This window comes from Bradyrhizobium sp. HKCCYLRH3073, from assembly GCF_051167995.1.
GTDB lineage: Bacteria > Pseudomonadota > Alphaproteobacteria > Rhizobiales > Xanthobacteraceae > Bradyrhizobium.
Map to the genome: position 1 here is coordinate 17255 of NZ_JBNPUD010000002.1, position 13429 is coordinate 30683.

Below are 13429 nucleotides of genomic sequence, written 5' to 3' on the forward strand. Positions count from 1 at the left end.
CCGTTTGTTTTTCGATCGTTGGTCGGCTACTCGCCATTCGCCCCCTTCGTCACGCCAGCCTTCCGGCGGCGTGGGCGAGCAGGGTGTAGACCAGCCCGGTCTCCGAGGTGAGCTGGGCACGCAGCGCCTGCGGATTGCGGTCGTCGCGGGCGACCTCGTCGAGCAGTCGCTCGAACTCGGTGATGTAGCGGTCCACCGTCTGCTTGAAGGTGCGGTCGGCGCGGTACTTGCGGGCGACCTCGTCGAACGCCTTCTGGCCGGCCGGGGTGTAGAGACGCTTGGAGAACGCCTTGGTCTCGCCGCGCTGGTAGCGGTCCCACATCTCTGCCGCGAGATTGCGGTCCATCAGCCGGGCGATGTCGAGCGACAGCGACTCCAGTGGATTGCCCGACTGCTGCGCCGGACCGCGGCCACGCGGAGGCTGCGGCTGGCCGGCGGTGCTGTTGTCGGCCCGGTTGAGCAGGTCGGACAGCCAGTTGTCGCTGCGCTGATCGGCGACCGGACCCATCGGCGGCGCTTCGACCCGGCGTGGCTGCGGCGGCGGGGCCGGCGGCTGCATGCCGAGATCCGGCGGCGGCAGGTTGGCGACGCTGGTCGCAGCCGGCTCGCGCAGGCGCATGTCGGGCCGGCCGCCGACGGCTGCGGCGACGATCGGCTCTTCCTGACGGATCACGGCGGCGGGCGCGGCGACCGCGGCGGGGCGCGACGCGCTGACCACGTCGAGGCCGCGGCCATGATGGGCGACGATCCGGTTGAGCTCGGCCAGCGCCTCGATCTGGTCGACGATGACCTTGCGCATCTGCGCCGTGCTCTCGGCGGCCTCCTGCGGCATCTCCAGCACGCCGCGGCGCAGCTCGTTGCGCGTCGCCTCGAGCTCGCGATGCATCTCGGCGGTCATCTGCTTCATGCTCGACACCAGCGTGGCGAACTTCTCGGCCGACTGCTTGAACATCGCATCGGCTTCCTGCGTGCTCTGCTGGTAGATCTCCTGCATCTGCGACGTGGTGAGGCGGCGCTCCTCCTCGGCGTTGGTGCGGATGGCTTCGAACTGGCGGCTGAGCGCGGTGGAGCCGGCACCCGCCGTTTCCGCCACGACGCGGGCGATGTCGCGGGCGCGCTCCTCGGCGGCCGCCAAGGACTCGTCGAGCAGGGTGGTGAAGCGGGTCAGACGCTGGTCGAGATCGGCCGTGCGCAGATCGATGGTGGTGACCAGCGATTCCAGCGTCGTCTTGCGATCCGAGATCGAGACGGTCGCATCGCGGTTGCTCTGCTCGACGATCGCCGCCGCCTCGATCAGCGCCTTGCCATGCGCGTCGAACTGGCTGGACAGCGAGTTGAGATCCTCCAGCGCCCGCGACGTCTTGGAGTTGAACACGTTGAGCTGGTCCTCGAGCGTCTGCGTCGCGGTGCCGTTGCGCGCGGTGACGTCGTTCATCGCGGTGACGAAGTCGGCCACCCGGGTGACCAGCGCCCGCTCCAGCGAGTTGAGGTTGTCGTGGGCTCCGGTCAGGACCTCCTGCAGCAGGATGTTGCCCTCGCGCAGACGCTCGAACAGGGCGACCGTGTCGGTGCGCAGGATCTTGCTCGTCTCCTGCATCTCGGTGACCGCGGCCACCGAGACCTGGCGCGACTGCTCGATCGCCGCGCGCGAGGCCTGCTCCAGCTCCTTGAGCGACTTGGTGATCGCGGTGGTCGCAAGCTCGCCCGCCGAGGTGATGGTGCGGGCGACCTCGGAGCCGTTGCCATTGACGCTCTGGGCGAAGTTCTGGCCGCGCACCTCGATCGCCTTCAGCGCGTCGGTGGTGACGCGATCGATCTCGATCGTGAGTTGGTTGGTCTTGGAGTTGAGCGCCTCGACCAGGGTGCCGCGCTTGCCGTCGAGCATCTGCGACAGCCGCTCGCTCTGCTGCTGCACATAGGTGACGATCTCGTCGGTCTTGCCGGTCATGGCCGAGCCGAACGAGTTGCCGGCGGCGAGCACCGAGCGCTCGATCTCGGTCGAGGTCGACTTGACCCGCGTGGAGACCTCGTTGGAGGCGGCGACGAGCGCGCTCTGCGCGTTGAGCGCGCTGCTCTGGATCGCGTCGGTGGTGTTCGCCGCGACGGAATTGATGACGCGCTCGATCTCCGACGACATCGCCTTGAGCTGGCCCGCGGTGTCGGTGGAGGTGGCCGTCAGCAGGTTCTGCGCCTCGCGCGCGCCGCCGACGATCACCGCGACCGTCTCGGTCGTGGTCGTCGTCAGCACCGCCTGGGCTTCGCGTGCGCTGCCGACCAGGGTGGCTGCGGTGTCGGCCGACGTGGCGGTCAGCGACATCTGCGCCTGGCGCGCGCTGTTGAGGATCGAGGTCGCGGTATCGGCGCCGACGGACGACAGCGTCCGCTCGACGTCGACGGCCAGCGACTTGACGTGCTCGGTTGCTTCCGTCGAGGCGGTGACGAGCTTCGACTGGACGTCGCGGGCGCTGTCGACGATTGCCGCGGCCGTGCTGGTCCCGACCGCCGCGAGCGTGCGCTCGACGTCGGCCGCCAGCGACTTGACGTGATTGGCCGCTTCGGACGAAGCGCTGATCAGCGTGTTCTGCGCTTCCCGGGCGCCGCCGGTGATCGTTTCCGCGGTGGTCGTCCCCGCGATCGACAGCGAGCGCTGGACGTCGACGGTCAGCGCCTTGACCTGTTCGGCCGCTTCGCTCGATGCCGCGAGCAGGGCATGCTGGGCATCGCGAGCGCCCGCCGTGATGGCTTCGGCGGTTTCCGTCCCGGCACTGGTCAGCGAGCGCTGCACGTCGGCTGCGAGCGACTTCACGTGGTCGGCTGCGTTGGAGGAGGCGGACACCAGCGTGTTCTGGACCTCGCGCGCACCGGCGAGGATCGAGGCTGCCGTGGCTGAGCCGGCGGCCGTCAGCGCCTGCTCGACGTCGACGGCGAGCGACTTGACGTGGGTGGCGGCGTCGGAGGAGGCGGACACCAGCGTGTTCTGGGCCTCGCGCGCACCGGCGAGGATCGAGGCTGCGGTGGTCGACCCTGCCGCCGTGAGCGTACGCTCGACGTCGGCCGACAGCGACTTGATCTGGTCGGCGGTCTCGCCGGAGGCCGCGACCAGCGCGGCCTGGGCCTCGCGCGCACTGGTCAGGACGGCCTCGGCCGCGCCGCTGCCTGCGTTCGACAGGGCACGCTCGACCTCGGCGGACGTGTTCTTCAGCTGCGAGCCGACGTCAGTCGAGACGTTGAGCAGCGACTGCTGTGCCGAGCGGGCACCGGTCTGGATCGTCTCGCTGGTGTTGACCACGAGGTTTGTGAGCGCCCGCTCCGCATCTTCCACATGCGACTTGATGCTGGCGGACAGCAGCTCGGCGCGGGTCATCAGTTCGTCGCTGGCCTGGCGGCCGCTGCTCTCGATGCGGCCGGCCACGGCCTCGACGCGCGAGCCGAGCAGGTCTTCGAACTGCGAGACGCGCTGGTCGATGTCCTTGGCGATCGAGCCGACGCGGGTCTCGATGCCCTGATGGATGTCCTGGAAGCGCGCGGTGACCGCCTCGGTCAGCTCGTAGCTGCGGCCATCGATGATGTTCGACAGGCTATGGATGCGCTGATCGATCGCTTCGAGCGCCTTGTCGGTGCCGTCGGTCAGTGAGGAGGTCAGAATGTTGAGGCGGGAATCGATCGACTGGATCGCCTGTGCCGAGCCGTCGGTCAGCGAGGTGGTCAGAACGGTCAGCCGCGAGTCGATCGCGTGTAGAACCTGCGCCGCGCCGTCGGTCAGCGAATTGGACAGAGTACCGAGGCGGCCCTCGATCGTCGAGGTGACCGAGGTCGCGCGGGTGTCGAAGTTCTCCTCGAGCGACTTGAGGCGGCCCTCGACGCTGTCGTCGAAGGTCTTGATCTTCGCATCGAGCGAGGTGTCGAGGGTGGTGATGCGGGCCTGCAGATTGGTCTCGAACTGGTTCAGCCGCTGATCCAGCGTCGCCGTGATCTCACCGCTGTTGGACGACAGCCGCGTATCGAACGTATCGACATAGGACTTGAGATTGTCGGAGATTTCCTGGGTCCGCTGGCCCATGCGCTCGACGATCTCGCCGCCATAGGTCTTCACCGTGCGGTCGAACTCTGTGATGTGCCGGGTGATCAGCGCGCCCAAGGTCGAGCTGTCGCGTGCGAAGCGCTCGGCGAGCTCGGTGCCCTGGTTCTTCACCAGCTCGTCGAAGGCACTGATCTGGATCGACAGCGTGTCGTGGGTGCTCTCGGTCTGGCTGACGACCTTGGCGACCAGCGAATTGACGGTCGCATCGAGCGACTCGCTCGCCTTCTCGCCTGACGTGACGATGTGGCCGGACATGCGCTGGCTCGCCTCGTCGATCTTGGTGACGAGATCGCCGCTGCGCAGCTCGAGCTCCAGCAGGAGGGACTCGCCGGAGGCCTTGAGCTGGTCGTGGAGCTGCTCGGTGCGCACCGAGATGCCGTCGACGATGGCCGCCGTGCGCTGCTCGAACTCGCCGGTGATGCGGTCGATGCGCTCGTTGAGCATCTCGTGGACTCGGTCCGACAGGTCGGCGAACTCGTCGTGGACGTGGCCGGTCTTGAAATTGAGGCTGGTGGTGAGCCGCTCCGAGGCGTCGAGCACGGCGCGGGTGGTCTCGGCGCTGGCCTCTTCGAGCCGGTCGAGCAGATCGCCACCGCGCTCGCCGAGCGCGAGGATCATGTTGTCGCCGGCGTTGCCGAGCGCGGCCGTGATGTGGGCGCCGCGCTCTTCCAGCGCGCCGGTGATGCTCTTGGCGACCTCGTCGACCCGCGAGGCGATGGCGTCCGAGATCAGCGCGATGTCGTGGCGAAGGTCGATCTGGACGCCCGAGATGGCGCTGCGGACCTGCTCGGCCTGGCCGACGAGGTTGTCGCGCTGGTGGGCGATGTCCTGCAGCAGGGCGCGGATGCGGACCTCGTTGTCGCTGTAGGCGCGCTCGAGGGCCGCGACCTCGTTGGCGACCAGCATCTCGAGCTCGCCCGCGCGCGCGATCGCGCGCTCGACGCCGTCGCCCATCGCCGCGACCTCGCGGCGGATGGCCTGGCCGACGGTCACGATCGAATCGCTGACGGCGCCCTCCGGCTCGGAGAAGCGGATCGCCACCTGCGCCATCGACTGCGCGATCATGCGCAGCTCCTGGCCGCGCCAGGCGAGGCTCGCGAGGAAATAGAACAGCAGAACGGGTGCGAAGAACACCGCGGCGAGGCCGGCGAGCACCAGCACGCCGCCGCTCTGGCCGATCAAGGCCTGCAAGGCGGGCAGGAAACCGATGGTCAGCAGCACGCAGCCGACGATCCAGATGCCTGCAAAGGCGGTTGCCAGCGTGTAGACGCCGCGCGACGGGCGGCCCTTCTGGATCGCCTGCAGCAACTGGCCGATGGTTTCGCGGTCGTCATTGGCCGGACGGCGCGCGGCGAGCGGCGGCGGCTCGATCTCGTCAAGGCTGCTGCGATCGATGCCCGGACGGGAGTCGAACGAATCCAGGCTCGACACGCCGTTCGGCATGACCGGCGGGGCTCCGTCAGCGTGGACCGAGCTCTGCGAGTCCGTGGGCGCGGACGAATCGCTGATGTTCAAAGCCTCCTGAATGGCGGACAGCGCAACTTCAGTCGGGTCTTTGACCTTTTTCGGAGTGTTCGCCATGTTGAGTCCGAGCCCTCGTCTTAATTTCGATCCGGCGAGCCGCGTACGAGTGCCCTCTCGCAACGCTCGAACCGGACGTCATCCCTCGCAGGCACCAGGGGTGGCAAATTCCGCCAGGTGACCCACTCCATCCGGGCATCATCCTATTGGCTGTGCCTGTTGAAAGAAATGGCCGTGGTTAAGAGATTCTTAATCATCGTTAACAGCAGCCGCCGTTAACACTTTAGAAGTTCTGCGAATTCCCGTTTCTGCCGCGATTGGGGCAGAGCCGGGCCCAAATCGCGGCAAACCCGCGGCAATTGGGCCGGTAACAATGCATTAACCATTGTCGTGCTTGGCTTACCACAGGCGCGCGCGCGCCCGCCGGACCGGATTGCCGCCATGATTCCCGACCTTTCACGGATCGAATGGATGCCCTCGCCCCCGCTGGTTCCCGATGACGGGCCGATCAGCCTGGACCTGCTGCGCCGGATGACGCTCGGCGACAGCGCGCTCGAGCGCGAGGTGCTCGCCATGTTCTCCAGCCAGGCCGTCCGCCTGCTGGAGCGGTTGCAGGTGATGCCCGAGGATGCCGCCACCGTCGCCCACACGCTGAAGGGCTCGGCCCGCGCCGTCGGCGCGCTCGACGTTGCCGATGCGGCGGAAGGGCTCGAAGCGGCGCTGCGGGCGGGCGATCCGGCCGATGCGCTGGCCTGGCTCGGCACGGCGATCGCGCAGGCCCGCGCGGCGATTTCGGAGATGCTCGGCGCGGCCTGAGCGGCCGGCGGCAGCACTAGCGCGGAGCGGAGCGGTCCGTTATAGGACAGCCCGACCTCATTTCCTGCGCAGCACGAGCACACATGGCCAAGATCACCTTTGTCGACCATACCGGCGAATCCCGAACCGTTGAGATCGAGAACGGCGCGACCGTGATGGAAGCGGCGATCCGCAATGCCATTCCCGGCATCGAGGCTGAATGTGGCGGCGCCTGCGCCTGCGCGACCTGCCATGTCTATGTCGACGAAGCCTGGCGCGAGAAGGTCGGCCCGCCGACCCCGATGGAAGAGGACATGCTCGATTTCGGCTACGATGTCCGGCCGAATTCCCGTCTTTCCTGCCAGATCAAGGTCTCCGACGAACTCGACGGCCTCGTCGTCTCCACCCCCGAGCGTCAGGCCTGACCGTTCGCCTCGCGCCCTCGTCGCCGCGCCTCCGATGATCGCCGCCAAGCCTATGCCGGCGGCGTGATCGTCACGCCGCGGCGGACCCAGGGCTTTAGCGCAGCAATGAGATTCGGCGTCAGCGGCGCCGGCTTGCGCGTCACTTCGTCGATCAGGACCATGACCGCGGTGGCCGACGCCACGCAGCGCCCGTCCGAGAATACGACCTGCTCGCAGGTCACCGACGTGCGCCCCAGCCTCACGACCCCCAGTCCCAACTCGATTGTGCCCGGCCAGCGCAGCTCGGCCCGGAAATGCATGTCGAGCCGCACCATGATCCAGGCCAGCCCCTCTTGGCCGAGGCCGTGCCGCGGGTCCTTCATCAGGGTCACCCGGCCGGTCTCGAAATAGGTCGCGTAGACTGCGTTGTTGACGTGCTGGTTGGGGTCGAGGTCGCCGAAGCGGACATTGTCCGTGAGGCGGTAGGGAAAGTCCTCCAGGCGTGGCGCGTGGTCGCGACGGGCCGTCTCTGTCACCGATTGATCTCCATCATTCATGTCCCCTTCAAACCCGGCTAAACCCGCCGCTGCAAGCCGCGCGAGCGAAGGGCGGCTTTTGTGCCTTCCCTGCGACCAGCCCGTTGGCTACAAATTCGGAACCGCCATCTGCCGCCATCCGTCGAGCGGCGCCTCCAACGAGAAGAGCGACATGAGCGAAGCGATCAAGACCGATGTGCTGATCATTGGCGCGGGCCCTTGCGGACTGTTTGCCGTTTTTGAACTGGGGCTGCTCGACATCAAGGCGCATCTGATCGACATCCTCGATAAGGTCGGCGGCCAATGCGCCGAGCTGTATCCGGAGAAGCCGATCTACGACATTCCCGGCGTGCCGATGGTGACGGGGCAGGGCCTCACCGATCAATTGATGGAGCAGATCAAGCCGTTCAGTCCGACCTTCCATCTCGGCGAGATGGTCGAGAAGGTCGAGAAGATCGGCGATCCCGGTTTTCGCGTCACCACCGATGCCGGCAAGGTGTTCGAGTGCAAGGTCGTGGTGATCGCCGCCGGCGGCGGCTCGTTCCAGCCCAAGCGTCCGCCGGTGCCGGGCATCGAGGCCTACGAAGGCACCTCGGTATTTTATGCCGTGCGCAAGATGGAGCAGTTCCGCGACAAGCATGTCGTCATCGTCGGCGGCGGCGATTCCGCGCTCGACTGGACGCTCAATCTGCATCCCCTTGCCAAGCGCATCACGCTCGTCCATCGCCGCGACGACTTCCGTGCCGCGCCGCACAGCGTCGAGCAGATGCGCGCGCTGGTCGCGAGCGGCAAGATGGATCTGCGCATCGGTCAGGTGACCGCGCTCGAAGGTGCGAACGGTCAGCTTTCCGCGGCCACCATCAAGGGCAACGACAATGCGGTCGAGGCCGTGCCGTGCGAGATGATGCTGCCGTTCTTCGGCCTGACGATGAAGCTCGGCCCGGTCGCCGAGTGGGGCCTCGCGCTCGAGCACAATCTCATTCCGGTCGAGACGTCGGCGTTCGAGACCTCGGTGCCCGGCATCTTCGCGATCGGCGACATCAATACCTATCCCGGCAAGATCAAGCTGATCCTGTGCGGCTTCCACGAGGGCGCGCTGATGGCGCAGAAGGCGCACCGCTACGTGTATCCGGAGAAGCGGCTGGTGTTCCAGTACACGACGTCGTCGTCGAGCCTGCAGAAGAAGCTCGGCGTCAACTAATTCGTTCGCACAGTGGAACCCGGCACCGCCGGACCAACTCAAATGTGAAGAAATGTTTCCTGCGCGTGCCGGTTTCACCGGCGCGCCAGACCTGTTATGGGCTGGAACGATGCACGAAACGGCCGTACTGTGCGGCCATTCATTTTGTGACTTGGTCAAGGTGAGATGATGATGCGCAATGCGTTTCCCCGACTTCGGCTGGTGCCTGGTGTGACGAAGCTCGCGATCGGCGCGCTCGTTGTTGCCGGTGCTCTGCTGACGCGGCCTGCGCTCGCGGCTGAGCCGACCGCGGCCGGTCTGTGGCAGAAGGTGGAGGATGGCAGGCCCGTCGGCTGGTTTCTCTTCATCGACCACGACGGCGTGTTCGAGGGCGTGATCGCCAAGACGTTTCCGCGTCCCGGCGACAATCCGAACGAGGTCTGTTCGAAGTGCAGCGATGACCGCAAGAATGCGCCGGTGCTCGGCATCTCCTTCGTGCGTGACATGAAGCGCGAGGGGCTGAAATACGAAGGCGGCAACGTGCTCAACCCGCGCGACGGCAACATCTGGAAGGCCAACATGCGGGTCACTCCGGATGGGCAGTCGCTGATCCTGCACGGCTATCTCGGCATCTCGCTGTTCGGCAAGGACGAGACCTGGACCCGCCTGCCGGACAGCAACATGGCGCAGATCGATCCGGCGATCCTCGCCAAATATCTGCCCTCGCAAGCGACGACGGCAACAGGCCCTGCCACCAAGCAGGCGCCGCCGATGATGAAGAAGCCGGCTGCAATCAAGTAGACGGCTTCCGAACTACGACCGTCGCTCCGGGCCGACAAGGGAGCGCGATCTCGGACACCGCGTCGGCGAAGAGCTTGATCCAGATCAAGCGCGTGGTCGACGACAAGGTCTCCATGATCATCCGAGCGTTGCTTGCCGGTGGTTGTGCGGGCCATTGGCCGCAGCGGTCGGAATTCGACGAGGGAGCGATGCTGATGCTGCGTTGGATAATCGCGGGGAGCGCGGCCATCTCCATGATCCCGATCGCCGCTGCTCAAACCCATGATTCCAATTATCCTGTCTGCCTACAAAAGTGGGAATGGGGTGGTAGCACCTCTTTCGAATGCACCTATACATCCTGGGATCAGTGTCGAAGGGCAGGCTGGGGTCTCGCGGCCATGTGCGTGAACAACCCATATTGGGCACAACGACAATCAGGATCGCTTGGCGGTGGTCGCCGCCGACTTGCGCGCTGAGCGTTGGGACGTCGAGGGGGCGGCCCAGCTCTCCGTCCGCTCCCAACTCACCATGAGGCTCAGAGATCTCGCTGCCACACGGCCATTGTCCCTGAGCGCCCGCTCACGGACGGCCTCCCGAAAGACGCTGTGCGGAGCGGAGCGCTTCAGGCCGTTCTTCCTCTGCGATCTCTGCCCGAATGGCCGACTACTGCCTCACCACGCCCGCGGGCGGCAGCGGCTGGCTGGTGACGTTGGGCTCGGCCGCATCGAGGTTGAGCACTTGCGCCGCAGCCGGAAAGGCGGCGTCGGCCATCGCGGCATGGCCCTCCGCCGTCGGATGCACGGCGCCGCCATAGACCGCGGACAGCACGCCCCAGCTCGCATCGTGGATGTCGGAGGGCTGCATCGCCGCCGGCAGCCCTTGCGGATAGGTCATCGCCGAGAAGTAGCTGTCGTTGGCGTCGCGGATCCAGCGCGCGCGCGGCAGATAGGGGCGATACTCGCTGGCGCCGCGGCCGCACAGCAGCGGCTCGTTGGCGGCGCTGACGATGTTCGGATCGAAGCTGGCGCCGTCGGCCGAAAAGCATTCGCGGTCGAACGGCGGATCCTGCGGCGAGCGGGCGCAGAAGCCGTGATCGGCAAACGCGGCCTGATGCGCATCGACGAAGGTCATGCGGTCGGCCTGCGGGTCGCGGCAAAGGACTCCCGCGGTGCATTGCGCCAGCCCGCGCAGTGACGGCAGGAACTCGTTCTCGACGAAGCCGGCGACCTTGGCGAGCCGCTGCGGATTGGCATTGAACGACGGGTGGACCTCGAAGCCGGCCGGACCACCCGGGCAGGGCGTGCCCGGGCCGCTCAGCGCCGGGTTGCCGTAGGATGTGTAGATGACGTGCGAGAGGTCGCCGACCAGCGGCTTCAGCGCCTCGCGCAGCTTGGCAAAACCCTGCGGCAGGTCGCGCGCCAGCTCGCTGCGCGATTCCTCGACCGAGCCGATCACGCCGGAGCGCTTGAACAGCGTGCGCTCGGTGGGCGTATCGACGATGACGTCGGCGACGAGGCCGGAGAAGTTGATGTCGTTGGCGCCGATCGACAGCAGAATCAGATCGAGCTTGCGGTCCGGCTGGCGGCGCTTGGCCGCGGTCAGCGCCTCGCGCAGCTCGCCGAGCTGGCCGTTGACGCCGCCGGCGCAGGTGGCCGCAGAGCGGCCCGGCGTGCATTCGCGCGCGCGCTGACTGCCAAACAGGCCGTCGGCGATGGTAGCGCCGGTGCAGGCAAGCGGCAGGTAGGTGACCGCGACATGCGGATAGCGCACGGCGAGCGCCAGCGCCGTCCGTGTCTGGTAGCTGTAGAGCGAGCGGTGGCAGGCGGCGTTGAGCCAGACCGCGCTGTGCTTCTGCCAGTTCTGCAGCGTGTCCGGCGCCTCGCAGGCGCGGCCGCCTTTGAAGCCGGCGCGGCTCGGCCGATAATATTGCGCGGTCGGACCGCCGAGATAGGAGCGGAAGCAGAAGCCTTCGTCGGCGAGCGCGATCGGGCGGTCCGGATTGCCCTCGCCGGAGGCGATGCTGTCGCCGAGGCCGGCGATCAGGACGTCGCGGACCTGGATTCCGGTCGAGACCTGCAGCGTCCCATCCGGGCTGGCGACATCGACGGATGCCACGGTCTGCCGGCCGTAGCGGACGCGCAGGTTGACCGGCTCGGCGCAGTCGAATGTCGAGGTCTGCGGCCCGTCGCCGTCGTCGAACGACCACGCGCAGGTGGCGCCGACCGGAACCGGGCCGGTCAGGCGCACGGTGACCGGGTGGTCGATCGGCGTGAGATAGCTTTCCTTGACGTTGTCGCGCGTGCATGGCTCGTTGATGCGACCGGCGAGGTCGATGCAGAGCCGGTTGACGACGTTGCGGGCCCAGCCGCGGCCGTCGCTCTGCACCGCCAACGCCTGCTCGGCGGCGAGGATGGAGCGGTCGCGCGTGCTCTCGGTATGCAGCAGGAAGTCGCGCTCCTCCCGGAAGAGACGGAAGCGGTTGCGCACCTCCCAGCTGATCTGCAGCGGCGCCGTGCCGAACTGCGCGGCGGCCTCGGTGGCGGCGAGAGGGGCAAGCAGGCCGGCCAGGACGCAGGCGGCGAGCAACGGACGATGGGGCATTCGGGTCATGCGCAAGGATTCACGTCAGCGATGGGGCGGAAATAAGAGGATCGCACGCGACTTCAACCGGCCGAGGGGCGAGCCGCTGCGTCGTCCGCGAGAGAATTGATGCTCAGCGCTGGGAGTGCCGCTTGATGCGCTGGGGAACCGCAGCATGCGCCGTGGTCGCGGCGCGCTTGGCGGCGATCTCGTCCGACACCGCGCCCTGCAGCCGGCGCCGCTCCTGCCACGGCTTGACCACGTTCAGCCAGAGTTCCCTGATGCCCATGATGGAGATCGCCGTCGCGAACGGGATCACGAAATACAGCACGCGGAAGACGAGCAGGGTGGCCAGCAACTGCTCGCGGCCGAACTGCGGCAGCGCCACCAGCATCGCGGCATCGAACACGCCGATGCTGCCGGGGGCATGGCTGGCAAAGCCGAGCAGGGTAGCGAGGATGAACACCACCGACAGCGACAGGAAATCGATCGGCGGAGCGGCGGGGACGAGGAGGTACATCGCCAGCGCGCAGAAGCCGAGGTCGACCACTCCGATCAGGATCTGCACGAGCGTGAGCTGCGCCGAGGGCAGCACCACCTTCCAACCGTTCTGGCCGAGCTGGCGCCGGTTCTTGCCGGCGGTCAGCCATCCGAGATAGGCGAAGATCGCCCCGAGGATGCCGATCGCGATCAACTGGTTCACCGCCGGGGGCAACTGGTCCATCGCGGTGGCGGCGGCCGGATGCAAGGTCATGCCGATACCGAGCACGAACAGATTGCCGAGCCAGAAGGTCAGGCCCGATAGGAAGCAGATCTTGGCGACGTCGATCGCGGACAGGCCGTAGTCGGAGTAGATCCGGAACCGGATGGCGCCGCCGGTGAACACGGTGGCGCCGATGTTGTGGCCGATCGAATAGCTGGTGAAGGCGCTCATCGCCGCGATGCGATAGGGCACGTGTTTCTTGCCAATCGTTCGCAGTGCAAAATAGTCATAGAAGGTCAGCGTGCAGAACGCGCCGACCACACACAAGGCCGCGAGCGCGATGTGACCGGGCGGGATTTCGGTGAGCGCGGTCAGGATGACGCCGGCGTCGACGCCCTTCAGCGTGCGCACGAGCGTCGTGATCGCGAAGGCGATGATCGCAAGGCTCGCTGCAATCCCCAGCCGCTTCCAGCCGATCCATTTCTTGAAGCCACGCCCAAGCGTGGTCAGCAGGCGCTGCATTCATCCTCCCGGCGGGGCGGTACTAGATCTTGGAAAAGAGGCGAAACCATTGATCGATGGGGCGGGCAATTCGTGACAGCCTGTTTCTTATGCTAAAATGCGCGGCTTGTGCAGTCCTTGACACAGGTCAGCTCCGACCCATGCGGCGCAGGTCTGTCACACTCCGGTCACATGGCTGGCCGCCCATCCGCCTCAGTTCGGTCCAACTGGTTACCCGCGGGGTTCACGGGCAAACTTGGTCCTCCGCGCCCGGTTCCGGACGGCAGGCTCGGTGACACAGGAACGACCGCCGCTGCCGCCGGTTAGCGCCCGCGAGCACAGCGAACA

9 protein-coding genes are annotated in these 13429 nt (G+C 66.9%); 5 read left to right on the forward strand and 4 right to left on the reverse strand.

The features are described 5' to 3' along the window. Window positions 1-49 precede the first annotated feature (49 nt). A complete protein-coding gene (locus tag ACQR1X_RS04085; protein ID WP_434881026.1) occupies window positions 50-5662 on the reverse strand; it encodes a methyl-accepting chemotaxis protein in 5613 nt (1870 codons plus the stop codon). 411 nt (window positions 5663-6073) lie between these two features. Between ACQR1X_RS04085 and ACQR1X_RS04090 the strand changes: the two genes are divergently transcribed. Next, window positions 6074-6418 (forward strand): Hpt domain-containing protein, encoded by a 345-nt coding sequence (locus tag ACQR1X_RS04090; RefSeq protein WP_315804330.1) that lies wholly within the window; start codon window positions 6074-6076, stop codon window positions 6416-6418. Window positions 6419-6501: 83 nt separating this feature from the next. Continuing rightward, entirely contained in the window at window positions 6502-6822 is a 321-nt protein-coding gene (locus ACQR1X_RS04095) for a 2Fe-2S iron-sulfur cluster-binding protein (protein ID WP_315707114.1), read from the forward strand. Between the two features lie 50 nt (window positions 6823-6872). Here the strand turns inward: ACQR1X_RS04095 and ACQR1X_RS04100 are convergent, their stop codons facing one another. Next, window positions 6873-7337: an acyl-CoA thioesterase gene (locus ACQR1X_RS04100; protein ID WP_434898393.1), complete on the reverse strand. Its 465-nt coding sequence runs from the start codon at window positions 7335-7337 to the stop codon at window positions 6873-6875. A 172-nt stretch (window positions 7338-7509) separates the two neighbouring features. Here ACQR1X_RS04100 and ACQR1X_RS04105 point away from each other — a divergent pair, with 172 nt between their 5' ends. The 3 genes from ACQR1X_RS04105 to ACQR1X_RS04115 all read left to right on the forward strand — a co-directional run bounded on the left by ACQR1X_RS04105 (window position 7510) and on the right by ACQR1X_RS04115 (window position 9773). After that, window positions 7510-8538, forward strand: a complete 1029-nt coding sequence (locus ACQR1X_RS04105) for an NAD(P)/FAD-dependent oxidoreductase (RefSeq protein WP_434898394.1) — start codon at window positions 7510-7512, stop codon at window positions 8536-8538. Window positions 8539-8709: 171 nt separating this feature from the next. Beyond that, the gene (locus ACQR1X_RS04110) at window positions 8710-9318 is read left to right on the forward strand and encodes a DUF2147 domain-containing protein (RefSeq protein ID WP_315804353.1); all 609 of its coding nucleotides are present in this window, start codon (window positions 8710-8712) and stop codon (window positions 9316-9318) included. A 74-nt stretch (window positions 9319-9392) separates the two neighbouring features. Further along, window positions 9393-9773 carry a DUF3551 domain-containing protein gene (locus tag ACQR1X_RS04115; RefSeq protein WP_434848205.1) on the forward strand — a complete coding sequence of 127 codons (381 nt, stop codon included), beginning with the start codon at window positions 9393-9395 and terminating at the stop codon, window positions 9771-9773. 187 nt (window positions 9774-9960) lie between these two features. Here the strand turns inward: ACQR1X_RS04115 and ACQR1X_RS04120 are convergent, their stop codons facing one another. Both ACQR1X_RS04120 and ACQR1X_RS04125 read right to left on the reverse strand, forming a co-directional pair. Beyond that, complete coding sequence (locus tag ACQR1X_RS04120) at window positions 9961-11907, reverse strand: hypothetical protein (RefSeq protein ID WP_434898395.1); 1947 nt, start codon at window positions 11905-11907, stop codon at window positions 9961-9963. Between the two features lie 103 nt (window positions 11908-12010). After that, the gene (locus tag ACQR1X_RS04125) at window positions 12011-13102 is read right to left on the reverse strand and encodes a lysylphosphatidylglycerol synthase transmembrane domain-containing protein (RefSeq protein ID WP_315804325.1); all 1092 of its coding nucleotides are present in this window, start codon (window positions 13100-13102) and stop codon (window positions 12011-12013) included. Between the last annotated feature and the right edge of the window lie 327 nt (window positions 13103-13429).